This window comes from Xanthomonas hortorum, assembly GCF_024339125.1.
Lineage (GTDB): Bacteria > Pseudomonadota > Gammaproteobacteria > Xanthomonadales > Xanthomonadaceae > Xanthomonas > Xanthomonas hortorum.
The window spans coordinates 1,276,926-1,302,358 of record NZ_CP101417.1 but is presented as its reverse complement, the minus strand read 5'-3'; the positions used below and the strand labels follow the sequence as shown (position 1 = coordinate 1,302,358).

At 59.5% G+C, this 25,433-nt stretch carries 23 protein-coding genes and 3 pseudogenes; 17 read left to right on the top strand and 9 right to left on the bottom strand.

The features are described from left to right. Positions 1-92: 92 nt before the first annotated feature. The 7 genes from NMB96_RS05505 to NMB96_RS05475 all read left to right on the top strand — a co-directional run bounded on the left by NMB96_RS05505 (position 93) and on the right by NMB96_RS05475 (position 5,687). Entirely contained in the window at positions 93-371 is a 279-nt protein-coding gene (locus tag NMB96_RS05505; protein ID WP_255086453.1) for a hypothetical protein, read from the top strand. A gap of 332 nt (positions 372-703) precedes the next feature. Then, positions 704-1,219 (top strand): AAA family ATPase, encoded by a 516-nt coding sequence (locus NMB96_RS05500; protein ID WP_255086452.1) that lies wholly within the window; start codon positions 704-706, stop codon positions 1,217-1,219. Next, the gene (locus NMB96_RS05495) at positions 1,210-2,190 is read left to right on the top strand and encodes an IS5 family transposase (RefSeq protein WP_183086593.1); all 981 of its coding nucleotides are present in this window, start codon (positions 1,210-1,212) and stop codon (positions 2,188-2,190) included. The genes NMB96_RS05500 and NMB96_RS05495 overlap by 10 nt, the downstream gene beginning before the upstream one ends. A 182-nt stretch (positions 2,191-2,372) precedes the next feature. After that, positions 2,373-3,353: an IS5 family transposase gene (locus tag NMB96_RS05490; protein WP_183086593.1), complete on the top strand. Its 981-nt coding sequence runs from the start codon at positions 2,373-2,375 to the stop codon at positions 3,351-3,353. Positions 3,354-3,425: 72 nt separating this feature from the next. Further along, positions 3,426-4,148, top strand: a complete 723-nt coding sequence (locus tag NMB96_RS05485) for an AAA family ATPase (RefSeq protein WP_255086451.1) — start codon at positions 3,426-3,428, stop codon at positions 4,146-4,148. Then, the gene (locus NMB96_RS05480) at positions 4,145-4,654 is read left to right on the top strand and encodes a DUF4435 domain-containing protein (protein WP_255086450.1); all 510 of its coding nucleotides are present in this window, start codon (positions 4,145-4,147) and stop codon (positions 4,652-4,654) included. Before NMB96_RS05485 ends, NMB96_RS05480 begins: the two co-directional genes overlap by 4 nt. 52 nt (positions 4,655-4,706) lie before the next feature. Then, positions 4,707-5,687 (top strand): IS5 family transposase, encoded by a 981-nt coding sequence (locus NMB96_RS05475; protein WP_183086593.1) that lies wholly within the window; start codon positions 4,707-4,709, stop codon positions 5,685-5,687. A 466-nt stretch (positions 5,688-6,153) separates the two neighbouring features. On the opposite strand, the pseudogene NMB96_RS23665 reads toward NMB96_RS05475, so the two are convergent. Continuing rightward, a pseudogene (locus NMB96_RS23665) lies at positions 6,154-6,427 on the bottom strand (XAC0095 family protein). Positions 6,428-7,100: 673 nt separating this feature from the next. Between NMB96_RS23665 and NMB96_RS05465 the strand changes: the two are divergent. The 4 genes from NMB96_RS05465 (at position 7,101) to NMB96_RS05450 (ending at position 9,767) form a co-directional block, all read left to right on the top strand. Further along, positions 7,101-7,451, top strand: a complete 351-nt coding sequence (locus NMB96_RS05465; RefSeq protein WP_255086449.1) for a SymE family type I addiction module toxin — start codon at positions 7,101-7,103, stop codon at positions 7,449-7,451. A gap of 115 nt (positions 7,452-7,566) precedes the next feature. Continuing rightward, positions 7,567-7,791, top strand: a complete 225-nt coding sequence (locus tag NMB96_RS05460; protein WP_023905856.1) for a hypothetical protein — start codon at positions 7,567-7,569, stop codon at positions 7,789-7,791. 566 nt (positions 7,792-8,357) lie between these two features. Beyond that, a complete protein-coding gene (locus NMB96_RS05455) occupies positions 8,358-8,993 on the top strand; it encodes a hypothetical protein (protein WP_255086448.1) in 636 nt (211 codons plus the stop codon). 366 nt (positions 8,994-9,359) lie between these two features. After that, positions 9,360-9,767 (top strand): hypothetical protein, encoded by a 408-nt coding sequence (locus NMB96_RS05450; protein ID WP_255086447.1) that lies wholly within the window; start codon positions 9,360-9,362, stop codon positions 9,765-9,767. A gap of 268 nt (positions 9,768-10,035) precedes the next feature. Here the strand turns inward: NMB96_RS05450 and NMB96_RS05445 are convergent, their stop codons facing one another. The 3 genes from NMB96_RS05445 to NMB96_RS05435 all read right to left on the bottom strand — a co-directional run bounded on the left by NMB96_RS05445 (position 10,036) and on the right by NMB96_RS05435 (position 13,019). Then, the gene (locus tag NMB96_RS05445) at positions 10,036-10,482 is read right to left on the bottom strand and encodes a hypothetical protein (protein ID WP_255086446.1); all 447 of its coding nucleotides are present in this window, start codon (positions 10,480-10,482) and stop codon (positions 10,036-10,038) included. 103 nt (positions 10,483-10,585) lie between these two features. Further along, entirely contained in the window at positions 10,586-12,472 is a 1,887-nt protein-coding gene (locus NMB96_RS05440) for an XVIPCD domain-containing protein (RefSeq protein ID WP_255086445.1), read from the bottom strand. A gap of 16 nt (positions 12,473-12,488) precedes the next feature. Beyond that, positions 12,489-13,019 (bottom strand): hypothetical protein, encoded by a 531-nt coding sequence (locus tag NMB96_RS05435; RefSeq protein WP_255086444.1) that lies wholly within the window; start codon positions 13,017-13,019, stop codon positions 12,489-12,491. Positions 13,020-13,275: 256 nt separating this feature from the next. Between NMB96_RS05435 and NMB96_RS05430 the strand changes: the two are divergent. The 3 genes and pseudogenes from NMB96_RS05430 to NMB96_RS05420 all read left to right on the top strand — a co-directional run. Then, positions 13,276-13,434: pseudogene (locus tag NMB96_RS05430) on the top strand (transposase); the annotation flags it as partial. Positions 13,435-13,489: 55 nt separating this feature from the next. Next, positions 13,490-14,592, top strand: a protein-coding gene (locus NMB96_RS05425) for an IS3 family transposase (protein WP_183086658.1) whose coding sequence is annotated in 2 segments (ribosomal slippage) — positions 13,490-13,748 and positions 13,748-14,592 — 1,104 coding nt in all. Because the reading frame shifts where the segments join, the coding sequence is not laid out codon by codon here. A 34-nt stretch (positions 14,593-14,626) separates the two neighbouring features. Then, a pseudogene (locus NMB96_RS05420) lies at positions 14,627-15,463 on the top strand (IS5 family transposase); the annotation flags it as partial. A gap of 525 nt (positions 15,464-15,988) precedes the next feature. Here NMB96_RS05420 and NMB96_RS05415 read toward each other — a convergent pair. Continuing rightward, complete coding sequence (locus NMB96_RS05415; RefSeq protein ID WP_043888804.1) at positions 15,989-16,639, bottom strand: hypothetical protein; 651 nt, start codon at positions 16,637-16,639, stop codon at positions 15,989-15,991. Positions 16,640-16,769: 130 nt separating this feature from the next. After that, complete coding sequence (locus NMB96_RS05410; RefSeq protein WP_043888805.1) at positions 16,770-17,786, bottom strand: formylglycine-generating enzyme family protein; 1,017 nt, start codon at positions 17,784-17,786, stop codon at positions 16,770-16,772. A gap of 274 nt (positions 17,787-18,060) precedes the next feature. Between NMB96_RS05410 and NMB96_RS05405 the strand changes: the two genes are divergently transcribed. Then, complete coding sequence (locus NMB96_RS05405; protein ID WP_255086443.1) at positions 18,061-19,218, top strand: sensor histidine kinase; 1,158 nt, start codon at positions 18,061-18,063, stop codon at positions 19,216-19,218. Next, positions 19,215-19,961 carry a LytR/AlgR family response regulator transcription factor gene (locus tag NMB96_RS05400; protein ID WP_023902004.1) on the top strand — a complete coding sequence of 249 codons (747 nt, stop codon included), beginning with the start codon at positions 19,215-19,217 and terminating at the stop codon, positions 19,959-19,961. Before NMB96_RS05405 ends, NMB96_RS05400 begins: the two co-directional genes overlap by 4 nt. Before the next feature lie 375 nt (positions 19,962-20,336). On the opposite strand, the gene NMB96_RS05395 is transcribed toward NMB96_RS05400, so the two are convergent. Continuing rightward, positions 20,337-20,525 (bottom strand): CsbD family protein, encoded by a 189-nt coding sequence (locus NMB96_RS05395; RefSeq protein ID WP_006451426.1) that lies wholly within the window; start codon positions 20,523-20,525, stop codon positions 20,337-20,339. A gap of 132 nt (positions 20,526-20,657) precedes the next feature. Beyond that, positions 20,658-22,178 (bottom strand): helix-turn-helix transcriptional regulator, encoded by a 1,521-nt coding sequence (locus NMB96_RS05390; protein ID WP_255086442.1) that lies wholly within the window; start codon positions 22,176-22,178, stop codon positions 20,658-20,660. 176 nt (positions 22,179-22,354) lie between these two features. On the opposite strand from NMB96_RS05390, the gene NMB96_RS05385 reads away from it, so the two are divergent. Further along, positions 22,355-23,338 carry a hypothetical protein gene (locus tag NMB96_RS05385; protein WP_255086441.1) on the top strand — a complete coding sequence of 328 codons (984 nt, stop codon included), beginning with the start codon at positions 22,355-22,357 and terminating at the stop codon, positions 23,336-23,338. Between the two features lie 794 nt (positions 23,339-24,132). Here the strand turns inward: NMB96_RS05385 and NMB96_RS05380 are convergent. Continuing rightward, positions 24,133-25,311, bottom strand: a complete 1,179-nt coding sequence (locus NMB96_RS05380; RefSeq protein WP_255086440.1) for an HDOD domain-containing protein — start codon at positions 25,309-25,311, stop codon at positions 24,133-24,135. Between the last annotated feature and the right edge of the window lie 122 nt (positions 25,312-25,433).

Genomic DNA, 25,433 nt, shown 5'->3' with positions numbered 1-25,433 from the left:
TAAAGATCGTGTTCTTTACTTTATGAAAATGGATGAAGTTGCGGAAAATTTAATTCCAATTCGAATTGTAGAATAAAAATTCTAAGGGAAAAATGAAATTCAAAGTTGAAGTGACATCGACCGGGAAGAAAATCGAGCTTGACGAGTCTGAATTGCACATCGAGCAGGACGGCGGAGATGAACGTGAGATGGGCGCTGAGCTTATGTATTCTGCGACTTACGAGGGCGATGGCTTTACTGTCAGATGGGAGTTCACTGAATATCCAGCTGGCTGCCTAGGTAGCACAATTGCGCGGCACGAAAACTGTACCACCTTCCATGAGCCCGATTTCAGTGATGTAGTCCAGTCTGGTCCTGAAGATTCTGAATAGACCTAAGATAATCGGTTTGGCTTTGCGTAGCCACCACTGACGTGGCGAGAAGGTCGTAGATATGGCAACTAATGGAAGACCTGTCCGAAAATGAAAAAGATCACGAGCAAGGCCTATAGCGGCAGCACCCGGCAAGGACTCAAAAACATGGCGCGCTGTATGGGTTGGTCGCGCGCTCTCCGTTTTTCAAATTTCCGATGGGTAACTCATTTTCGCCTCCGAGATCCCTTCATGGTGGAAATTACTTAGCTGGAGCAGATAGCGGCGTCGATCTGAACCGCGCAACGATTGATTAGATAGACTGAGAGTCGGGGATAATAGTGAAAATAATTATGTTTGATGTCACTGGGCTATTTGGCCGTGACGAATCGGTGCGATTAAAGTTTAATGAAGACATAAATATCATTACAGGTAGAAATGGCTCTGGAAAAACCAGTGTCTTGAAACTGCTGTGGTATGTTATGAGCGGCAATATTCTGCTTGCTCTTAAAGAAGTCGATTTTAAGAAAATCAGGCTTGTAACGGATCTTTACGATTGTACCGTCCACCGGCTATCCAAGAATACCTGCAAAATTGACTGGTTGCAGGACGGGAAGTTACGAGAATTCACAGATGTTGAAGACGATGATGGTGACGTATTCTTCAATGCCGAAGATGAAGCAAATAAGCACCTTCAATCATTAGGATCTTCAGTCTTCTTGCCCACTTTCAGAAGAATTGAGGGTGGATTCACCATGTCTGATCGTGACCAACCGCCGTTTGCTCGCAATGCTAGGGAACCTCTGAACAACGCACCACAGATACGCGACACTACCCGCCTGATGTTGAGGAGTGATCCATGCAACTGACGTTCGGTGACGCTGAGGGCCTGGGCAAGCGCAAGCAGACCCGGCGCGAGATCTTTCTGGCCGAGATGGAGCAGGTGGTTCCGTGGCAGCAACTGCTCGGTCTGATCGCGCCGCACTATCCGGTATCGGGCCGGCCAGGTCGGCAGCCGTACGCACTGGCGACGATGTTGCGGATTCATCTGCTGCAGCAGTGGTATGCGCTGAGCGATCCGGCGATGGAAGAAGCACTGCACGAGATCCCGACCTTGCGGCGGTTTGCCCAGCTCGGTGGCTTGGACAACGTTCCGGACGAGACCACGATTCTCAACTTTCGGCGCCTGCTGGAGACCCATGGCCTTGCCGCGCGGATGCTGGAAGCGGTCAACGCGCATCTGGCGCGCAAGGGCCAGAGCCTGCGGTCGGGCACGATCGTCGATGCGACGCTGATCGCGGCGCCCAGTTCGACCAAGAATGCCGACAACGCGCGCGACCCTGAGATGCATCAGACCAAGAAGGGCAATCAGTGGTATTTCGGGATGAAGGCGCACATCGGCGTGGATGAATTTTCCGGGTTGGTGCACCACGTCCATTGCACAGCCGCCAACGTCGCCGATGTCACGGTGATGCACACGTTGCTGCATGGCAAAGAAGACAGCGTGTTCGGCGATAGCGGCTACACCGGTGCGGACAAACGCGAAGAACTGCAGGCCTGCAAGGCTGCATTCTTCATCGCCGCCAGGCCCTCGACGATGCAAGCCCTCGGCAACAAACGCGAGCGTGCTCGGGAAAGACGTTGGGAACACTTCAAGGCCAGCGTGCGCGCGAAGGTGGAGCATCCATTCCGGGTGATCAAGCGCCAGTTCGGCTACACCAAGGTCCGCTATCGCGGCCTGGCCAAGAACACCGCGCAGGTGCTGACCTTGTTTGCGCTATCGAACCTGTGGATGAAGCGAAAGCAGTTACTGCCGACGATGGGGAACGTGCGCCTGTAACCCGGGCAACACCCTGCAAACGCGCCGGAAACGGCAAAAAAATCGAGGATCTGAGCGCCGTCAGCCTGGTCGATGTGGTTAGGCTCATCCTCCGATGCCGTTGATCAGACCATCCCTAGGGAACCTCTGAACAACGCACCACAGATACGCGACACTACCCGCCTCATGTTGAGGAGTGATCCATGCAACTGACGTTCGGTGACGCTGAGGGCCTGGGCAAGCGCAAGCAGACCCGGCGGGAGATCTTTCTGGCCGAGATGGAGCAGGTGGTTCCGTGGCAGCAACTGCTCGGTCTGATCGCGCCGCACTATCCGGTATCGGGCCGGCCAGGTCGGCAGCCGTACGCACTGGCGACGATGTTGCGGATTCATCTGCTGCAGCAGTGGTATGCGCTGAGCGATCCGGCGATGGAAGAAGCACTGCACGAGATCCCGACCTTGCGGCGGTTTGCCCAGCTCGGTGGCTTGGACAACGTTCCGGACGAGACCACGATTCTCAACTTTCGGCGCCTGCTGGAGACCCATGGCCTTGCCGCGCGGATGCTGGAAGCGGTCAACGCGCATCTGGCGCGCAAGGGCCAGAGCCTGCGGTCGGGCACGATCGTCGATGCGACGCTGATCGCGGCGCCCAGTTCGACCAAGAATGCCGACAACGCGCGCGACCCTGAGATGCATCAGACCAAGAAGGGCAATCAGTGGTATTTCGGGATGAAGGCGCACATCGGCGTGGATGAATTTTCCGGGTTGGTGCACCACGTCCATTGCACAGCCGCCAACGTCGCCGATGTCACGGTGATGCACACGTTGCTGCATGGCAAAGAAGACAGCGTGTTCGGCGATAGCGGCTACACCGGTGCGGACAAACGCGAAGAACTGCAGGCCTGCAAGGCTGCATTCTTCATCGCCGCCAGGCCCTCGACGATGCAAGCCCTCGGCAACAAACGCGAGCGTGCTCGGGAAAGACGTTGGGAACACTTCAAGGCCAGCGTGCGCGCGAAGGTGGAGCATCCATTCCGGGTGATCAAGCGCCAGTTCGGCTACACCAAGGTCCGCTATCGCGGCCTGGCCAAGAACACCGCGCAGGTGCTGACCTTGTTTGCGCTATCGAACCTGTGGATGAAGCGAAAGCAGTTACTGCCGACGATGGGGAACGTGCGCCTGTAACCCGGGCAACACCCTGCAAACGCGCCGGAAACGGCAAAAAAATCGAGGATCTGAGCGCCGTCAGCCTGGTCGATGTGGTTAGGCTCATCCTCCGATGCCGTTGATCAGACCATCCCTAGAGGACGATCTGAGGTTGAAGATTCACTTGTTACGCTTTCTGGAAGATTATCTAACCGTAAGCATGTGTTTGTTGCTTCGCTCAGCACGGTAGATATCGTAGATCTCCTCTTTAAGAAATATACTGAACTATCAGAGCAATATAATTCTTTGCAACAAAAGACATCTCAAGAGGTCATCAAGCGGATAAGAGATTTCAAGTCTGACAAGGGGGAGCAGTCTGGAGCTCTGCAGTTAGACGAAGCCTATCGCGTTCTAGACGAGGTTCGTCAGCAAATAGAAAGCGTGGAAGGTTCCCGGGAAACAATCATGCGTCCGATTGAGGCCGTCCGTGAACTTGTAATGAAGCTCTTTAAACATAGCGGAATCCAGTTGGGCAAGATCAGTTTCGGCGAAGCGGCTGGAGCAGTCAATTCAGATATGTTGTCGGCAGGCGAGAAACAGATGCTGAGTTTTATTGCCTATAATGCTTTTTATCAAGATGCTGTTTTTATAATAGACGAGCCAGAACTTAGCCTCCATGTCGATTGGCAACGACAACTTTTCCCGACCTTGATGTCACAGAAAACAAGCAACCAATTTGTTATCGCAACTCACTCGCCATTTATATACGGGAAATACCCAGACAAAGAATTGCAGATTGATATTGATCGTGGGGATCAAGGGGCGTCTGAATGAGTACGCCTCTCGAAATGTCAATGGACGAGATAATTGCGCTTCTAAAAAAGACATCGCTCCCTACCATAGTTATAGAAGGTAGTGATGACGTCATTATTTACAGGAAGCTTGAAGAAAGACTCTCAGACAAGGGGGTTTCGATCCTTCCAGTAGGAGGTAGAAGTAGAGTGATTGAGATTTTCAATCGACGCAATGAATTAAATGCAGTAAAAATAACATTTATTGCGGACAAGGATTGTTTCGTACATGAAGGCGTTCCGCCAGACCTGGAGCATGAGCTGTTGTTTTTTACAGATGGGTATTCCATAGAGAACGATGTTTATCGTGATGGTGATCTTCCTGCTATTCTTACTGAGGAGGAAGCTGCAAAGTACAATCGAGATTTGGAGAAGTTCATTCGATGGTATGCGCTTGCCATGTCAAGATTTATTGAAGGTCAGAACTCAAATTTGAGTCTTCATCCAGACAACGTATTCGAACTCTACGATGAGCTAAGGAACCTCTGAACAACGCACCACAGATACGCGACACTACCCGCCTGATGTTGAGGAGTGATCCATGCAACTGACGTTCGGTGACGCTGAGGGCCTGGGCAAGCGCAAGCAGACCCGGCGCGAGATCTTTCTGGCCGAGATGGAGCAGGTGGTTCCGTGGCAGCAACTGCTCGGTCTGATCGCGCCGCACTATCCGGTATCGGGCCGGCCAGGTCGGCAGCCGTACGCACTGGCGACGATGTTGCGGATTCATCTGCTGCAGCAGTGGTATGCGCTGAGCGATCCGGCGATGGAAGAAGCACTGCACGAGATCCCGACCTTGCGGCGGTTTGCCCAGCTCGGTGGCTTGGACAACGTTCCGGACGAGACCACGATTCTCAACTTTCGGCGCCTGCTGGAGACCCATGGCCTTGCCGCGCGGATGCTGGAAGCGGTCAACGCGCATCTGGCGCGCAAGGGCCAGAGCCTGCGGTCGGGCACGATCGTCGATGCGACGCTGATCGCGGCGCCCAGTTCGACCAAGAATGCCGACAACGCGCGCGACCCTGAGATGCATCAGACCAAGAAGGGCAATCAGTGGTATTTCGGGATGAAGGCGCACATCGGCGTGGATGAATTTTCCGGGTTGGTGCACCACGTCCATTGCACAGCCGCCAACGTCGCCGATGTCACGGTGATGCACACGTTGCTGCATGGCAAAGAAGACAGCGTGTTCGGCGATAGCGGCTACACCGGTGCGGACAAACGCGAAGAACTGCAGGCCTGCAAGGCTGCATTCTTCATCGCCGCCAGGCCCTCGACGATGCAAGCCCTCGGCAACAAACGCGAGCGTGCTCGGGAAAGACGTTGGGAACACTTCAAGGCCAGTGTGCGCGCGAAGGTGGAGCATCCATTCCGGGTGATCAAGCGCCAGTTCGGCTACACCAAGGTCCGCTATCGCGGCCTGGCCAAGAACACCGCGCAGGTGCTGACCTTGTTTGCGCTATCGAACCTGTGGATGAAGCGAAAGCAGTTACTGCCGACGATGGGGAACGTGCGCCTGTAACCCGGGCAACACCCTGCAAACGCGCCGGAAACGGCAAAAAAATCGAGGATCTGAGCGCCGTCAGCCTGGTCGATGTGGTTAGGCTCATCCTCCGATGCCGTTGATCAGACCATCCCTAAGTAATTTGCAAAGTGGAGAGGACTATCCTGAAAATTTGAGATTGAAGATATCCCAGGATTACGGGAGGTTGCTACGGGGAAAGTCACTTTTAACATTGCTTGTAAAGCACGCAAGTTACAGAGGGCGCGGTGTCCGCCATCATACAAAGTCGCTGCTAGAAACCGTTGCAGCAAGGCCGGGGCCGTTGATAAGTGACCTCTTCAGCCGAGTGTCAGAAAGGTTCGTAGCACAGGCTTAAATATTAATTTATAAAACTAAATTTTTCCTGGGCGTCAGCTGATGTAGATAAAATTACTGAATAAGATCAAAGAGGTATTTGGACAATTGAAGTAGTAGAATAAACGAGTTAAATTCGATTGTTGTCGGTGCGATGATGGGATCTAAATCTTTTAACTATTCCTACACCGCTGCCACCCGCGCGCTCCATATCGAAGCGCCGATGTGTGCGACGTTTTTGTGCATGCATCGATTCTTGCCCATACCACGCACTATCCAAATCCTCCAATACGTCGTTCACATGCTCGGCCAAGTGCTGCAGGCAATGCGCCCATTGCTGCAGTGGAATGGTTGGCGTACCCAGAGAGCCTTCGTCGCGTACGTGGTGCAGCCAGGGTTGCCATCAAGCGCAGTTGGTCGCGTATGCGCAGCAGGCGGTATTGCGTGCCTTCGGACATTCAGTAACCGGTTTCGTCGTGCCGCTCTCCTTGCCGTGAGGCAGCTTGCGCTGCATAAGCGGGATGCCGGGAGGCTAAAAACCCCAGACAGCCAGCGGGCTTGTTCCCCTTGAGGGTGTTGTATTCGCCGCCCTTCCGGCGTAGGAACGCCGAGCAGTGCCAAGCCGGATGGCAGAGCACAAGAACCCACCAAATTCTCGGAGGCGGGCACCGATGTCTGTTAGGAGTTTCTAGGCTCCGAGCGGAAGTGTGCGGGTGGCGATGGGGGCAAGACGAAGCGATGGCTGGTGTGTAGATGCACTGCCTGCACGAATTTTCTTGAATCGACGCGCGGCGGCAATGACTCATTGTTGCCAGTTGACACATCACCAAACACGTAGCAATCTCGGACACAAGGAGCCTAGAAACTCCTCACGTAGCGGTACCCACCTCCGTCAAACCGGTGGGTTTTTTGTGCCTGCATCTTTGCAGGTGCAACCGACGCGATGCCTGCGTCGGGAGGGCGGCTAATACAACACTCCTTCGGGAGGAATACGCCCGCCGGCTACGTGCGGTTTCTAGCCTCCCGACATCCCGTTGCGTTGTGCAACGGGGCCTGTTCGTCAAGGAGGGCTTTGCCATGCGTCGACCCACGTCCCGTCCCACATCCGCACGCAAGCGCGCCACGGAGCCGCCGCCCACCGAGATCGGCTGGCACTCGCTCGACCCCTCGATCAAGCCGCGGCCCTACGTCGAGCGCACCCCCATCCCCCAACCCCGCACCGAAGCCCGCCCCCCACGCCCCGGCCACCCGCGTGCCCCAACACACTGCACCGTCGGCTACGGTTATTACCCCGCCAGCAACCTACGCGTGCCCACGCTGCGCCTGCGCGGCCGCTGGCTGGAACAACTGGGCTTTGCCATCGGCAGCAAGCTGCACATCCGCCTGCGCGATGGCGAACTGGTGGTGAGCGTGGCGCCCGCAGACTGACCTGCCCCACCGTGCGCGTGCCGCCACGCAGGTGCACGGTCACCCTTCAGGCGCGCTGCGCGCATGCCGCGCGAAGTGCGCACGTGCCTCGCCACGCCTCGCAGAGGATCACGCAATGCACCCGCATGCCGCCGTCTTTTGTCTCACGCTGGACCAGATCGACCAACTCGACCGCCTGATGCGCACCATCGCCGCCCACGGCGACGTGATCGCCATGAGCGCCCCACAGTGCCTGCACGCACAGACGCTGCCAACCCTGGGCCAGGCCATCTTTGACGCCGCCAACGCGGTGCGCGCGATTCTTGAGCAACGGTTGGAGCACACGGCTTGTGCGCCTTAGCGGCACATCACGAGCAGCCGGGCAGATGCACCAAGCCCTCACGCCTGCAAACCTGAGCCACCTAGCCACGCTGATACCGCTGCCATCCACCCGCAGTCGCAGACACCTGCTCCCACCCGTTACGCAGCCGCTGCATCGCCTGCCCGCCTACGGCAGCTGGCCGCGTGCTTTGCGAGGAAGGGGCTCTTCTGCCTCGCCGACCAGCAGGGCGTAGCTTCGGATCTACAACCGCCCATTCGCGTTTGCTTGGGCAGTGCCGGGATTGGCTCTGATGTACTCGCCGCCCATGATTGAAGTAGTGGGAAAAATCGATGGGAAACTGTCTTTCAAACAATGTCAGTGGCACCCACGCGCACGTGACCTACACGCAGCACGAACCCACGCCCCAGGGGACGCCGCAGCGGCCGGCCCCATCGACACCCTTGCCGAATCAGTCGCCATTGCAGGGACTGCAGCGTCGTCCGCCGCGCCCGTCAACCCCATCACGGCCAACGTCACGGCCAACCCCATCGCGGCCAACGACGTCACAGCCAACGCGGCCACAGCGATCGGGCTTGGAAACTCGCATGCTGTTGAAGATGCAGGGGATGGCGCACACATTGCTCAATACCATTGGCCCCATTCTCAATAATAAAGCACTCGATGCCGTGCACAATTCAGCACTCGAGTTGCTCACGCACATGAGTGAATGTGCACTCGGAAATAGGGCCGTTGGCGGTAGCGACGATATTGCTGCAAAAATGAACCGGATCCAGAACCGGATCGCTAGACATTATGCGAACCCGGAGGCGGCTGCGCCGCCTGTCGAGGGCATCGAGCAATACGCAGGCCACCCCATGTTCAAACAGATGCGGCAACTCGCGGCGGATGTCGACCTCGAAATCCAGGTGGCCAAGGCAGGCGGCGATGCAAAGTTCTTGCAGCTAGAGGAGGGCCTGATCCTCAAGCAAGACGTGGCAGCGCAGGTTGCGAACATAGTGTCCGGGATCGAGGAGACATACGATGCGCCGAGCGAAGAACATGGGAGACGCATACTGAATCTTCTTAAAAATCTTACGGAAATGGCGCCTCTGCCACGAGGGGTCTTAGGCACTGTCAGGGAGAGACGCGAAGACCCCGTTGCCTTGGCCGACGCACTGCACACGCTGGTCAGGCGATACCCGACATTGGGGAACAATCCAAACTGGAAGAAACCGGATTAAGAGCGGCTAACAAAAGGTAGCGAGCGGTCGCCCGCCTGACGGCCGCGCAGTAGTCTTGCTAGCCACTCTAAGCCAGCCGCGCGGTGGACCAGCTTGTGGACGCCCGCCGCGTGGCGGTGGGTGAGTAATGGCAGGGCGATGCCGTACGCCCCTTGGCGGTGCATCACGACCAGCTGGGAACTGGCAGGATTCATTGCACTTACGTATTCGGTTAAGTTAGCAAGGCTTGTAGCGCGGCTCTTCGGATCACCAACAGCTTGGCGAGATGTTGTAGGAACATCCGTTTGAGGCGCGATTGAGAGCGAAAGCTCGATTATTAAAAAGCTGATTACTAGGTCGAGATATCCGAAAAATATGCTGAAAAATATGAAGTTCCCACTCCTGTACGTAGTTGAGCTGCTACTATGGCTGCCGCTAATTGTCTCCTTTTATGCTACGTCCACGTTCCTCTCAGCCAAGCCCATCGCTGCTCTCGATCTTCAAGGTAAATCCCTACCAGCCGGTTGGGAGGCTGCAGTTCCGAGTCACGGGAAATTCTTGCAGGGCTATCTTATCTCCAATCATCCTGCCGCTTTCGGCTGTAGTGCAGTGATCATGGCTGGCTCGGCATTCTTGCTTTACCGCGTTAACCGGGCACAGGCAGTACAACGTGCCGCAGCTGACAGCCGCGGCAACCGCTCTCACCTCATAGCCAATGGTCTTGTTTTTGCAACGCTGGCGATGATCGGCTATGTGCTACTGACACGAGTTTTGGTCGGCGTCAGCGCGGTCTAGCTACATCGGGATCAGGTCAGCGCCTTGCCGCCTACGTGCTCAAGGTTTGCCTTGAGCTGGTCTTCAACGGACCGAAACCCGTAGTGCACTTCGCCTTTGTGCGGGGATGTCCGTGCCTCCTGGCCAAGTGGGCATCTAGTGGACGGGTTTTAGCCGTACGCCACTCCGCTTCGCTCCGGTGCTAGCGGTGGGGATTTCAGTGTTGATCAGGGCCGCCATCTATTGGCGTCTGTTCGCTTCGTTTAGAGCTAGCGGAGAATAGGGTCACTTACCCACCCTGACACCGCTGCCATCCACCCGCAGCAGCCGACACCTGCTCCCATCCATTGCGCAGCCGCTTCATCGCCTGCCCGCCCACGCACGCGTAGCCCAGCTGCTTTGCCTCCGCCGTGCCCAAGCCCGGCAGCGCGATGATGGAATCCGACGGAGCAGGTCGCCCTTGCCGATGCGCTTCGTTACGCAACGTCATGTTCTCGATGCCTTGGCAGTAACGCGTCATGCCCGGATGCGGGTGCGCGCGGTATTGCTCGCAATTGAACGGCGTGGTGTCGTGCGCCATGGAGTTGTATGGCTGCTGCGTGGGCGGTATGTATTTGCTGGCGGATTTACCCGTGGCAGAGCGCATGCTCTGTGCCGGCACGCTTTGTCCGCATGCAAGTATGCATAGCGCTGTCAGTGTCAGCGCGACACGGCGCGCGATGGTGATCCTGTCCATGGTGTTCCCCCTGTACGCAAGATCCTAGCGCATGCGTTGCAGGCATAGGTGGCTCAGTCCGCTTGGTTTTGACGGCTATGCATACGCTCTGGCAGTCCGCGAACTATCTGGTCGGCACGTTCGAGCCAGGCTCGTTCATACCGCGCGCCAGTTCTTGCTGCTGCACTAGCGCTCTTTCTTGCGCGATCGCTTGATTGGCCGCCAGCAACTTCTGGTCCGACTGTTCGACGGGGATATGGATCGCCTGATCGATCTCCACATGCGCGCGCTTGTGCGCAGGATCGTCCATCCGGCCCTCCACTGCGAACACGTTGCCAGTCTTGCTCATCACGACATGATCCACACGGCTGAGCGCGTTGCTGGCCAGTGCGTAGCCCGTGACATGCGGATGTGCCTCGCGGTTGTCCTTGCACGCGGCCAGCAGGCTGCGGCTCACCCGTTCGCTCATGTCGTCATAGGGCTTGCCCACACTCTCATCGATCTTGCGCACGCCACCACGAATTTGCTCGAGCATGGCGTTGTCTGGGTGTGCAGGATCGTCCGGGCCGCGTGGTCCCGCTGCTGCAGGAGCGCTGGGTACCACCGGCACGTAGGTATGGTCGTGCGCCCGATTCACGCTGCCATCCTGGGTGTGGTCGAAATGGTGCAGCGAGGGTGGGGCGGTGCTGCTGTCGTGATATGGAAACGGTGCCTTGTTCGGCCCTCGGTCCAGACCTTCGTTCTCGATCAGATGTTCTTTCAGGCCCAACGCGGCCATATCAATCGTCACCTGTGGAAGGACGCCCTGATGCAGCACGTTTGCGCGATCTTCTGCCTGAAGGATCTGTTCTACCCCCCAAGTGCCGTAGTAATTGGGATAGTCGGCCGTCGGTTGGAGCACGCCCGCCGAATTGCGGTGCTCGCCGATGCCAACTGGGCGTTGGCCAGGCTGCGAATAGAGCGGCGATGGTCTATCAAAATAATGGTGCCCCATAGCCGTAATATTTCCGGACGTCTGAGAGAGGCTACCGTCTTGGTTGAACGTCAAACCTGGCTTGCCGGTGATAAGGCCTGTGAAAGGATCCTTTTCGACAAAATCCTTGACCCTGTCAATTTGCGTTCCGTGCATTTCCTTCAGGCCTGCACTGGGATTGAGCTGCTGTCGCTTACTGAGCAATGCATTCCAGCCGGCAATCTCCGCTTTAGCTTCGTCCTCACGTCCAGCCTGTATGTAGTTGCGAAGCTCGTCCGTGTAGTCATGTACAGGCCCTCGGGCCTTCGATTGGGTTTCAACATCCACTAGAAATTTATTTGTAGCCTGATTTTTAGATGCATGGTTAAAACTGTGCTGGATCTCGTGTCCGAGCACAAATGTCATGTCTCTATCGTTAAAGGTCCCGTGAGGGTTAGCAGCCGAGCCTGTCTGGAGGCCGAGCGGCGGCAAATTCATTATCTTGTTGCTACCGTCGTACGTACCACCAGCCGCCATGCCTGGTCCCAAAAAGCCAAAACCTTCGAGGTGTGCTCTCAGGGGGCGCTGCCTGTCCGAAGGATCGACCGTAGTCGCGGACTTCTTGATCTCGTCGGCTAAAAACGGTGAGCCATTGATGGTTGACTGCAGGTTGTCGACCATATCTTGTGTAACAGGATGACTATTTCTTGCAGAGTCTTGATAAGTGCTGTGTGCAAACGCTACCGACATCTGTTGGACTTGCAAAGTGGCTTTTAGGTCGCTACTTGCTAATGTCCCCGTCGGCTGGATGCTTGTTGAAGGGAGCGTAATGAGACCACTTTGTATGTTGTAAGTTCCAGCGAGATTCGGCGCCGAACTGTTCGCTGCTTGCAGCGCAAAGCCTCGAAGATGACCTGCTTGTGCTTCCTGATCGAATTGCTGCAGTAGCTTAGCGTCAGCTATCAGCGCACCGCGAAGCTGCGCAACCTGATCTTGGTTGCCTCCAGACGCAGCAAATCGAGCTAACGCTGCTTCGAGTTGTGGGCTGGGGGTGGCCATCAGCTTTCATCCTTGGTTAGTTCAAAGTTCCAATCGATTTGACGCAGAGCCGGCCAGATGAACCAGGTGCTTCATTCTGAGGAACGATTGAGATCACGATATCTTTACCGCTGCCGTCTTTTGCGTACTTGGCAAACCGCCAACTTTGCAATTGACCAATTTCCCCGTACACCGGCGAGTCGACAAATCCCATCTGGCCTAGTGAACTCTTGTACTTCTCGAAATCAACGCAATTGCCTTCCAAGCTTGAAAATTCATCATTGTTATTAATGAAGGATAGGCTGATGCCCTGTTTGAGAGAGCGAGACTCGGGAGTCAGCTCCAAAGAATAATTCCATCCATTGCTCAGTGCTTGACCATGGATATAGGACTCAAGATTCTCGGAGGGGAAGGTAACTCTTTTGAGGGAGATACCGGTGACTTCGCGCACTCTATCAACGGTTAAATCCTTCCTAGATTCCAAGCCTTCCAGCAACTTCAAGAACCTCTTGCCGATTTCATCAGCGCCGAGCGTGGGATTGACCATGTCGGTCTCAGATGTAGTCATTGCGCCGTATTCCTTCGAAATTGGCTCTGTGGGTTCGACCGTCGTGTGCGCGCAAGCACAGAGCGTAGTTCCGCATAGCGAGGTAAGCAAGAGCATTGCGGCTTTGGTAGGCCTCATTGACATGATCCATACACTGAAGTGGGGCCGTCGTAATCTAGCAAATCATCGGCCATACCTGTGGATACTGACCTAAGGAACCTCTGAACAACGCACCACAGATACGCGACACTACCCGCCTGATGTTGAGGAGTGATCCATGCAACTGACGTTCGGTGACGCTGAGGGCCTGGGCAAGCGCAAGCAGACCCGGCGCGAGATCTTTCTGGCCGAGATGGAGCAGGTGGTTCCGTGGCAGCAACTGCTCGGTCTGATCGCGCCGCACTATCCGGTATCGGGCCGGCCCGACGTCCCCCCGATTTTGAGTAGCGCCTCAGTTTGGAGTCCAATTCCCTACCCCGAGGAGATTGGACGTGAAGAAACGTTTTACTGACGAGCAGGTCATCGGCTTTCTGCGCGAAGCCGAAAGCGGCGTGGCGATCAAGGACCTGTGCCGGCGCCATGGCTTCAGCGAGGCCTCGTACTACCTGTGGCGCAGCAAATTCGGCGGGATGAGCGTGCCTGATGCCAAGCGGCTCAAGGACCTCGAGTCCGAGAACGCGCGGCTGAAGAAGTTGCTGGCCGAGCAATTGTTCGAGAACGACCTGATCAAGGATGCGCTGCGAAAAAAGTGGTAAGCGCACCGGCGCGTCGTACGCTGGTGCGCGAGTGGATCGGGCGTGGCGCCAGCGAGCGTCGCGCCTTGGCAGCGATCGGCATGAGCGCCAGTGCGCTGCGCTATTGCCCACGCGAAGACCGCAATGGCGAACTGCGCGAGCGCATCGTTGCGTTGGCGCATCGCCATCGCCGCTATGGCGTGGGAATGATCTATCTCAAACTGCGACAGGAAGGGCGCATCGTGAACTACAAACGGGTGGAGCGGTTGTACCGCGAGCAGCAGCTACAGGTCCGACGGCGCAAACGCAAAAAGGTGCCAATAAGCGAGCGTCAGCCGCTGCTGCGGCCAGCGCAGGCCAATCAGGTGTGGTCGATGGACTTCGTGTTCGACCGCACTGCCGACGGTCGGGTGGTCAAGTGTCTGGTGATCGTGGACGATGCAACCCACGAAGCGGTCGCCATCGACGTGGAGCGCGCGATCTCGGGACATGGCGTTGCGCGCGTGCTGGATCGGTTGGCACACAGTCGCGGTTTGCCGAAGGTGATCCGCACTGACAACGGCAAGGAGTTTTGCGGCAGGGCGATGGTCGCCTGGGCACATGCCCGTGGTGTGCAGTTGCGGCTGATCCAACCCGGCAAACCGAACCAGAACGCCTACGTCGAATCGTTCAACGGCCGACTACGCGACGAATGCCTCAACGAGCACTGGTTCCCGACACTGCTGCACGCGCGCACCGAAATCGAACGCTGGCGACGCGCGTACAACGAAGAGCGACCCAAGAATGCAATCGGCGGCATGACCCCGGCTGCTTATGCCCAACATCTGGCAAACACCGATATCATTACCCCCGGACTCTAAACCAAGCCGCTACTCAGGGCGGGGGGACGTCGGGCCAGGTCGGCAGCCGTACGCACTGGCGACGATGTTGCGGATTCATCTGCTGCAGCAGTGGTATGCGCTGAGCGATCCGGCGATGGAAGAAGCACTGCACGAGATCCCGACCTTGCGGCGGTTTGCCCAGCTCGGTGGCTTGGACAACGTTCCGGACGAGACCACGATTCTCAACTTTCGGCGCCTGCTGGAGACCCATGGCCTTGCCGCGCGGATGCTGGAAGCGGTCAACGCGCATCTGGCGCGCAAGGGCCAGAGCCTGCGGTCGGGCACGATCGTCGATGCGACGCTGATCGCGGCGCCCAGTTCGACCAAGAATGCCGACAACGCGCGCGACCCTGAGATGCATCAGACCAAGAAGGGCAATCAGTGGTATTTCGGGATGAAGGCGCACATCGGCGTGGATGAATTTTCCGGGTTGGTGCACCACGTCCATTGCACAGCCGCCAACGTCGCCGATGTCACGGTGATGCACACGTTGCTGCATGGCAAAGAAGACAGCGTGTTCGGCGATAGCGGCTACACCGGTGCGGACAAACGCGAAGAACTGCAGGCCTGCAAGGCTGCATTCTTCATCGCCGCCAGGCCCTCGACGATGCAAGCCCTCGGCAACAAACGCGAGCGTGCTCGGGAAAGACGTTGGGAACACTTCAAGGCCAGCGTGCGCGCGAAGGTGGAGCATCCATTCCGGGTGATCAAGCGCCAGTTCGGCTACACCAAGGTCCGCTATCGCGGCCTGGCCAAGAACACCGCGCAGGTGCTGACCTTGTTTGCGCTATCGAACCTGTGGATGAAGCGAAAGCAGTTACTGCCGACGATGGGGAACGTGCGCCTGTAACCCGGGCAACACCCTGCAAACGCGCCGGAAACGGCAAAAAAATCGAGGATCTGAGCGCCGTCAGCCTGGTCGATGTGGTTAGGCTCATCCTCCGATGCCGTTGATCAGACCATCCCTAACTGGCACTATTCCATATAAATCTGGCGTCATGCATCACCTCCATTAATTTGGACACCAAGCGCGCACTCGCGCGAGCCACTCTCAGTATCAGTTTGATAAGGCAATAACGCGACTGAAAAGCCTTGGTTCCTTTCGTTGATAGAGCGCCAGTGTTGGCGTATGCAGCCACCTTGGAACGGCATCTTTTCTTTTCCCTTGTAACCCATGTCCTTCAATTTCTTGGAAAGTGTTGCAGCGTCCCAGATGCAGACTGCGGTGGGCTTGCGAGTAGGGTCGCTACCGTCAGGTAAGCGCACAGAGACTTACATCAGCGAAAGCACTTTCTTCATTTGGAAATGAGTGGCGTAGGGGGCATAACTGCCAACCAGTGGCATGTGCTTCATAAGGCATCATCTGCATGTCGCATCATCGACCATTCAATGTGCTGATTGACTTGGCGCAGACTCTACCCGCCGAACCGGCGACCATGTTTTGTGGGACGAGAGAAATGATGATATCTCCGCCTATGCCATCTTTGGCGAACTTCGCATAGCGCCAATTTTCCAGTTGCCCGATTGGTCCGTATGTGGGAGACGCAACAAATCCCATGTTTCTTAAAGCGCTGTCATAGTGCTCGAAATCGAGGCCGCAGACCGGCTTCATATCAGAAAATCGATCGATGTCATGTTCGAACGACAAACCAACGCCTCTCAATAAAGAAGAGGACTCCGGAATGTAGTCGAAAGAATAGCGCCAGCCACCACCTAGATCCGCGCTCCAGACCACTGCTCCCAGCTCACCAGGCGCAACTTGCACTGGGAAACCCATAATTTCTTGAATGCGGGTTGGAGTTATATCGTCACGCGAGTCTAAGCCAGCGATCAACTTCAAGAAGCGTCTGCCGATCTCATCGGCGCCAAGCGTGAGCTTGTTGGCGATATTGACCTTGGACATGGTTGCAGCAGCAGGTTGCTTTGGGAGCAAGTTCAGGGAGGCGGCCGGAGTGTGCGCACAAGCGCACAGCGACAGACCGCAAAACATGGCTACTGACCACCTGGCTGTCTTTCCAATGCCCATCGTTGATTGACCCGTGGCTAGTCCAAAGAAGTTAGTTATGCTAACGCCTGCTGTCAACAAGCAGGCTGTTCTAGATGTACTGCTTGGGCTCTAACATCCGTGTGATCTGCAGTAGCCCAGCCTACAACTCTCACTGCGTTGCAGTTTTCGCACGCATCTCGCGCTCGCGCCGCTGCGCTGACTCCAGCGCCTCAACAAACCCGGCATCGGCATCAACGCACGCGCTTGCCGTGCAGGCACCGATATCTTCGGCAATCCGGAACCCTTCGCCCAGGCTGCTTGCATTGGTCCGCCCACCATGGCCCCGCGCGGCGCTGCGCAGCACCTGGCGCGAGGAAGCGAAGCTGCCGCCACGGGTGATGAAGTAGTCGCCTTCCACCTCGCAGTTGTTGCGCCAGGCGCTGCCGTCGTTAGGGGCGCCTTGGTAATCGGGGTGTTGGCAATCGGCCACCCATTCGGCCACGTTGCCCATCATGTCGTGCAGGCCGAACGCGTTGGCTGGGTACATGCCCACCACGGTGGTGTACGCGGCGCCGTCGTCGCAGTCGGTGACTCGCATGTCCAGCGCGTAATCGCGCTGTGCGGCGGTCTTGAAGCGTTGATCTTTCATGTTGGCGAAGGCACACAGCGCATCGGCCGCATCGCCGTATGCGTACTTGGTGGTGGTGCCGGCACGCGCGGCGTATTCCCATTCGGCCTCGCTCGGTAAGCGGAAGCGCCGGCCAGTGTGTTGCGCGAGCCATTGCACATAGGCGGTGGCATCGTCCCAGCTGACGCAGACGACCGGGTGATAGTCCGTTGGCGCGTGCTTAGGCGTCTTCCAGGTAGCCGCGTTGAGTTTGATGCCATCTTGCTTGTCGAACTCCCAGCAGCTGTTCTGGGTCTTGTGGTGAGTTGCGGCGATGAACTGCCGGAACTGCGCCACCGTCGTTTCATAGGCGGCCATGCGGAATGCCTGCACCTGCACGCGATGTGGCGGACCTTCGGCCGGGTTGTGGCTGCCGTCGCCGATGCGCGGCTCGGTGCTGCCCATCAGGAACTCGCCGGCAGGAATGCTGACCATGGGCGGTACGATCACTGCAGGTGCGGCGTGTGCGCCATCGATGGCCGCTGCTGCGATCAGCGCGAATGCGAGGAAGTGCTTCATGGTGCCCCTTGGTTGTGGATGCGATGCGAACAGCGGTTGCCGCCGTTGCGTGGGCAGACAGTGGCAGCGCTGGCGGTGCAATCGCAGCGGCTTGCGACGAATCGACAGCTGCGCCGACGAACGACACGCCGCCGCAGCCGATTGGCATGGAAAATAGCGGCGATGCGGTAGGGCCTTGGCCGCACCAATGCGCGTTACCCTTCGCATCGCCCACATCGCACCGCTCACCAATGGAATGCATGCCAGTGAACACACGGACCGGTCCACGTCATCCATGAATGCAATCGCCTTTTTGCAGCAGGGATGGCACGCGTTGTGGGAGTTGCGCCCACCTCGGCAGGGGCCCACGGCTGCGCGGTTGCTGGTGGCGTCGTTGCTGGCGGTGGCACTGGCGTTGGGGCTGATGACCACTGCCGCGATCTTCGACCGGGTGGAGCGGCCGCATGGGTGGTGGGCCTCGCTGCTGCCCAACATCGGCATCTGCCTGTGCATCGTGCACAGCTTGTTCGGGGTGCTGCGGCTGGCCGCGCGTTGGCTGCCGGCGTCGCTGGTGGAACGGATGGCCACCGCGCGCGATCTGCGTGCGGGGCTGGCGCTCGGTGCGCTGGCGTTGGCCGGCATCATCGGCGGCATGACGCTCGGGTTTACGATCGTGCCGTGGTTGGTCAGCGCGCATCCGTGGGGGATGTTCATCACCTTGCCGCCGCCGCTGACCAAGGTGGCGGTGTTTTTGCTGTTTGTCATGGCGGTGCATTGGGCCTGGTGGCACGCGCGCCTGCGTGCGCAGCAGCTGCAGAGCGACGCCACCGAGGCGCGCCTGCGCCTGCTGCAAGGCCAGATCGAGCCGCACCTGTTGTTCAACACCCTGGCCAACATCCAGAGCCTGATGGCATATGACCCGCCGCGCGCGCAACAGATGATCGCCACGTTTTCGCAGTACCTGCGTGCCAGCCTTTCGCAACTACGCCACACAGAAAGCACGCTGGAAGCGGAGCTGGAGATGGCAGGCCAGTACCTGGCGCTGTTGCAGATGCGCATGGAAGAGCGCCTGCAGTACCGCATCGAAGCCAGTGCGCAGGCGCGCCTGGCACGCATGCCGCCATTGCTGTTGCAGCCGCTGGTGGAAAACGCGGTGCAGCACGGGCTGGACCCCAAGCTGGAAGGCGGCAGCATCGTGATGCATGCCGTCGTACGTGCGGGGCATCTTGAAGTGCGTGTTGTCGATGACGGCGTTGGTCTGGCGCCAACCGGCACGGCACCGCGCCCTGGTGCCGGCATGGCGCTGGCCAATCTGCGCGCGCGCTTGCAGGCCCAGTTCGGGGCCGATGCCAGCTTGCTGCTGCATGCGCGCGACACCGGTACCGAAGCGGTGCTGGTGTTGCCGTATGTGCCCGCTAGTGTGGCGGTTGCCGTAGCGCAGGCAACGGCATGACCACAGCACTGATCGCCGACGACGAGCCGCATCTGGCGCAGTACCTGCGCGACCAGTTGCTGGCGCTGTGGCCGGAGCTGCAGGTCATCCATCTGGCACGCAATGGCATCGATGCGGCCGCGCGCATCGCCGAGCTGGAGCCGGACCTGGCATTTCTGGATATCCAGATGCCGGGCCTGACCGGTCTGGAAGTGGCGCAGGGCATCGAGGGCAACACGCGGGTGGTATTCGTCACTGCATTCGACGCATTCGCGCTGCAGGCATTCGAACATGCGGCGCTCGATTACGTGCTCAAGCCGGTCAGCACCGAGCGGCTGGCGCGTACCGTGGCACGCTTGCGCGCCTTGCCCGCGCTGCAACCTGGCGACCCGGCCATGGCGCAGGCGTTGCAGCAGCTGAGCGCAGCACCTGCGCGCGAGCGCCTGCGTTACATCCATGCCTCACAGGGCAGCACTACCCGCCATCTGGATGTTGCCGATGTGCGCTTTTTTCGGGCCGAAACCAAGTACACCGTGGTTGCCAGTGTGCATGGGGACTGTTTGATCCGTACCCCGCTCGCAGAGCTGGTGGCCCAGCTCGATCCGGCCCAGTTCTGGCAGGTGCATCGCTCCACCGTGATCAACCTGGCGTGGTTGGAAGGCACGCGCCGCAACGATGCCAGCCGCTTGTTCCTGCGCATGCGGGGGCATGCTGGCGAGTTGCCGGTCAGCCGCGCATTTGTGCATTTGTTCAAGGCGATGTAGCCGCGCGCGATAAGTGCGCGCTTGGTCCGCAATTGCGATGCCGGGCATCAGCCACGCAAACGCGCTGACGATTGCTTCCCTATCTTCTGTGATGATCTCAGCTGCTGTTCGTACCCCCTGAAGACGTGTGCCGATTACATCAAACGTTTCGGCGCCACCCCAGTCGCTGGAATTCATACACACCCACAAACGCCAACGCCCCGATCAAGTCGGGGCGTTGGTGCGATTTCTCGCCGAAGTGCGTTGTTCCGTCATCGCAGTCACCAATAACGCATTACGTCCGACTACTAAATCGCAGCTTCAGCGCAGCAGGCAAAAATGCCTGCCAACAACGCAATCGCACTTTACTCAGCCAATACGACTCGGCCAATGGAGTTACTTGGTCGACTTGGACGCGTCACGCACTTTGTCGGCCACTTCGCCGGCCTTGCTCTGCACCTTGCCGATATTCTTTTCGGCGGCGCCTTCCAGTTCGGTGCTCTTGTCGCCGGTGACGCGGCCGATGGCTTCCTTGACCGAGCCCTTGACCTGCTTGGCGGTACCTTCGATACGGTTCTTATCCATGGGACGTTTCTCGTAGTTGGGGAACCGGCTTAGTCTGTGCGGGCCGGTGTGAGCATGGTGTCGGCTCGCGCGGTGCCTGCCCACATGCGGATGCACCAGGGCGGCTAGTGCATCCGGCCCAGCTACAGCCTGTCAGGCCTTGCGCGCGGGCTTTTTGGTGCTGCGGCCGGCAAAGCCGCGCTCGCGTGCCCACACGATGGCTTCGCCGCGGCTGTGCACGTCGATCTTGGAATACAGCGCGGCCACGTGGTTGCGCACGGTATTGGGCGCAACGCTGAGTTGCTGTGCGATTTCCTTGTCGGCCAGGCCTTCGGCAAGCAGGCCCAACACGTCACGCTCGCGTCCGGTGAGTTCGGCGATGCCGCAGCTTTGCGCCTGGCTGGGGCGATTGGCGCGGCGCACGTTGGCCAGCTTTTCCAGCAAGGTCTGGCTGAACCAGGAGGCGTCCTGCATCACTTCTTCGATGGCGGCAACCAATTCCATCTCGGTACGTTTGCGGTCGGTGATGTCCATCAGCGACAGCAGGTAACACGGCACGCCGTGGATGCTCACCGTTTCGGCGGAGATCAGGCAATCGAGCTGCTCGCCATCCTTGCGCGCGATGGGGTATTCCACATTGAGCATGCTGCCGCTTTGCTGCAGCGCGTGGCAGAACTGCTGATACGCCTGGCGAGTGGGAAACAGGCCGATCTCTTCGATGGGTTTGCCGATGATGTCTTCGCTGGCGTACTGGGTGGTCTGCGCTACCGCGTCGTTGATTTCCACTATCTGCAAGGTGTCGGCATTGCAGATCAGCGTGGGCACCGGGGTAATGCGGAAGGCCTTGGCGAAGCGTTCCTCGCTTTGCCGCAAGGCCACCTCGGCGCGACGCCGCGGCTCCAGGTCCATGAAGGTGAACAGCATGCAGGCTTCTTCGCCGATTTCGATCGGCTGGCCGGCCACCACCACCATCTTGGTGGTGCCATCGGGCAGGCTGAGTTCGGCCTGCATCTGCGGGATGGTGGCGCCTTCGTTGAGGCGTTCCAGCGCAAGGTCGCGGCGGTCGGCCAGTTCCAGCACGTCCACCTCGAACACGCTCTTGCCCACCACCGCTTCGCGCGTGTAGCCGGTCATTTCCACAAAGCCCTGATTGACCTTGATATAGCGCTGATCGGCGAGCCGGCAGATCACCGCAGGCGCCGGGTTGGCGTTGAAGGTGCGTTCGAAGCGCTGCTCGGCGCTGGCCCAGTCGCTGGCATCGGCGACGATCAGCACCAGGCAATCCGGCGCGCCTTGTGCGTCGGTCAGCACCAGGCTGCGCACGCGGTGCACCCATTGCTCCTCAGTGCCGGCGCGCACCACTTCCACCACCACATCGTTGAAGACTTCGCCGGCGATGACGCGGTCGATGGGGTAATTGCCGGCGGTCAGGCGATGGTTGTTGCGATAGCGCAGCTGAAAGCGCTCGCGGTATTCGCTCACCGTGGCGCCCAGGTCTTCTAGCACGCGTGCGCCATGCATGGCCAGCGCGGCCTCGTTGGCCCAGGTAATGGACTGATCCGGCTCGACCAGAATCACGCCCTCGCTCAGCCCGGTGATGATCTGCTGCAGCTGGCGGCGGTTGGTGGACTGCGGCGGGCTGCTGGGCGGCGCGGTTTCACTCGCTGACGACATGGGGTGACCTCGGGTAACAACGCAATGGAAAGCAGGCAATGGAAACCAAGGGTGGCGGCACACGGTAGCCGCTGCCTGACGCGAATGCACTAGCCGCACTGGTGCATTCGGCTCAGGCATGGGCGCGGCACGCCTTACACACTGAGCGCCCATTTCTACCCTTGTGAGGCACTCCCATGGCACAGGTCGTTCGCCAGTCCACTCTCGCCCCCAGGATGTCGTGGGGCGCCGTGCTCGCCGGCTGCACCTTCGCGCTGGTGACCTATCTGACGCTGAGCGTGTTGGGTACCGCAATCGGTGCCTCCACCATCGACCCGCTGCGTGAAGCCAACCCGGTCAGTGGGCTGGGCACCGGTGCCGGGATCTGGCTGGCGTTGAGCACGTTGATCTCGATCGGCGTAGGCGCGTTTGTCGCCGGCCGCCTGGCCACGGTACGCGGCGGGCTGCACGGTCTGTTGAGCTGGGCGGTCACTTCGTTGATCACCACCTGGTTGGTGGCGGCGCTGGCCAGCAACGCGGTAGGCGCGGTGTCGGGCGTGGTCGGCAAGGGCTTGTCGCTGACCGGGCAGGGCATCGCCGCTGCGGCGCCAGCGTTGGGCAATGGGGTGCAGGATGAATTGAAGAAGCAGGGCATCGAGCTGAATTGGGGCGACCTGCGCGGCCAACTGGACACGGTACTGCGCCAGACCGGCAAGGCCGAACTCGATCCTGAGCGTCTGAAAAATCAGGCCGAGACCGTGGGCGAAGACGGCAAGGCCACCGCCACCGATGCGGCGCAGACCCCGCAGGCCGCCTCGGACGAACTGGCCGCGTGGTTCGACCGTGTGCGGGCGCAGGCCAAGCCGGCCATCGATGCGGCCGACCGCGATGCATTGATCAACCTGATCGTGGCGCGCACGGGTAAATCGCGCGCGGAGGCCGAGCAGATTGCCGACAACTACGCGCAGAGCTACCAGAAGGCCGTGGCCCAATACGAAGCGCTCAAGCGCACCGCCGAGCAGAAGGCGCGCGAGGCCGGCGATGTTGCGGCACGCGGCATCTCGCGCGCGGCCTGGAGCACCTTGGTGTTGTTGATCCTGGGCGCGGGCATTGCGTTCGCCGCCGGGCGTGCCGGTCGCCGTACCGATCCCGTTGTGATCGACCCGGTTGTGGGGGTGTGAGACCGCTTGCCGAGGTGTCAGGTTGACGGTTGGGGAACCGTCGCCTGCTGCAAGGCGTCCTTGGTCCCAAGGTGCGCCGAGTATAGGAGTGACACTGAGCAAGGAACCGGGGTAACCCCTTCTCGGCGAAGGATGCCAAGACTCGCTCTCCACCGGGCCATCTAGGGATGGTCCGGTGTTTTTTGCGTGGAGATATTGCGTGTTTGCCGCTGTGTGTTCGGGGTTTGGAAGTGGGTTGATTACTCGCCTTTCTGTATACGTTTTTTGCGACTTGCGTTGACACTAGGTCTGCCGGCTTTGTGCGAGTGCTTCGGTCTGCTGCGGGCGCTTGCACGCGTACCGGCGTGGGACACGCCGCAAGTACGTCCGTGTAGGCTCTAACGCGGCATCCATGCCGCGTAAGGTCCCACGCCGGTACGCGTGCAAGCACCTTCGGACGTTGTCGGTAGCTGCAGAAAGAGCGACGGCATTGCTTGCCGATCAGCAGCCACGAAAGGTGGGAGCGTGGTGTCGTATCCGGTGTCGGGACCATGTGGCGGCATGGATGCCGCCACTGAGCCTCAACGGACGGATTCACGGCGTGTCCCGACACTGGATGCGGCACCGCGCACAAGCCGAGCCCGCACATGACGCCTGCCAGTTTTACGCGACTGCTTCGTTCACCGAGGGCGCTTGCATGGATGAGATGGATCCGCATGCACGCTGATAGTCACTTCGCGATACCTGCGCAGGAGTGTGCATCGATCGCTACGCGGTACGCGTGTTTCAGACGTGTTGCGTCACCCGGCTGGCTATCACTCCACGCTGGACGCTACCAGCCGCTGCCACAGCGCGGCGTTGGCCTCGTTGTCCGGTTCCAACGTGGCCAGCACGCTCAGCGCGTGGTCTTGATGCTCGGCGCCGTGGCGGGCGAGCATGGCCAGCGCGGCGGCCAGCCGGCCGTAACGCAGCGCCATGCCGAGCGAGGTGGTCAGCAGGGTGGTGTCGTGTTCGGGGCGCTGCTCGTCCAGCGCGGTGCTCAGCGAAGCAGGCAGCTCCCAGGCGGTGGCAATGGTCTTGGCCACCGTGGCGGTGTGGCGTTCGACCAGGGCGGCGGCCACTTCCAGGCTGTAGGGCAGTGCCGGGCGCTCGGCGTAGGTGTCGCGCAACACACGCAGGATCACCACCGCGCCCAGGCCCTGCAGCAGGCCGGCCAGCTGCGCCGACAAGGTGTCGCCGCCGCGCTCGCGCATGTAGGCGGCCGCGGCGGTGGCGGTGCGCAGGGCGTAATCCCACACCGCCGCCGGCAGGCGCGAGTACAGGCCGCCATCCAGGCTCAGCACCGGCTGCATGACCGCTGCGGCGACGATCTGGCGCACACCCTCGGTCCCGATATGCACCACCGCCCGTTCCAGGCTTTCCAGCGGGCCGCCTTGCGGGCGATACAGCGCGCTGTTGGCGATGCGCAACAGGTTGGCGGCCAGCGCCGGGTCCTGCGCGATGATCGCGGCGATGCCGCGGCCGGAGGCATCCGGGTCGTTGACCGCACGCATCAGCTGCGGCAACAGCTGCGGGCGGCGCGGCAATAGCTGCGGCCGCAGGTCCACGTGTTCGAGCGCGCTGGCCACCGCCGCCAGCACATCGGCCTGTGCGGGATCGACCGGCAGGCTGCCATCGGCCAGCGACGGGGTGGACATCACCGCGGCATACATGCGCCGCAGCAACGGGCGCATCGGTGGCGGCCCGGACGGCAATGGCTGCGGTGCAGGGGCGGTGTGCGCCTGCGTGTGCGCTTGCGCCTGCTCGTGCACAGGCGCCAGTTCCGGCGTGACCGCTGGCGCGGCGTGCGGAGTGGGTGCGATAGCCGCGGCAGGCGCGGCAGCTGCGCTGATCGTTTGGGCACGATGGCGCAGCAGCAGCCAGGCGATGACACCGGCGAGTACCAAGCCGGCAAGGAGTCCGGCAGCAAGCAGCAACACAATCACGGGCGTCATGGGAATTTGTCTGGGCAGTGCTGCGACTATCCGCGAAGCCGGTCGCGGCGGCAATGTGGGCGCGAGGAGCTGCCGCAGTGCAGCAGTGCGTGGCGTGTCTTCAGATTGACCGCTGCGCTGCA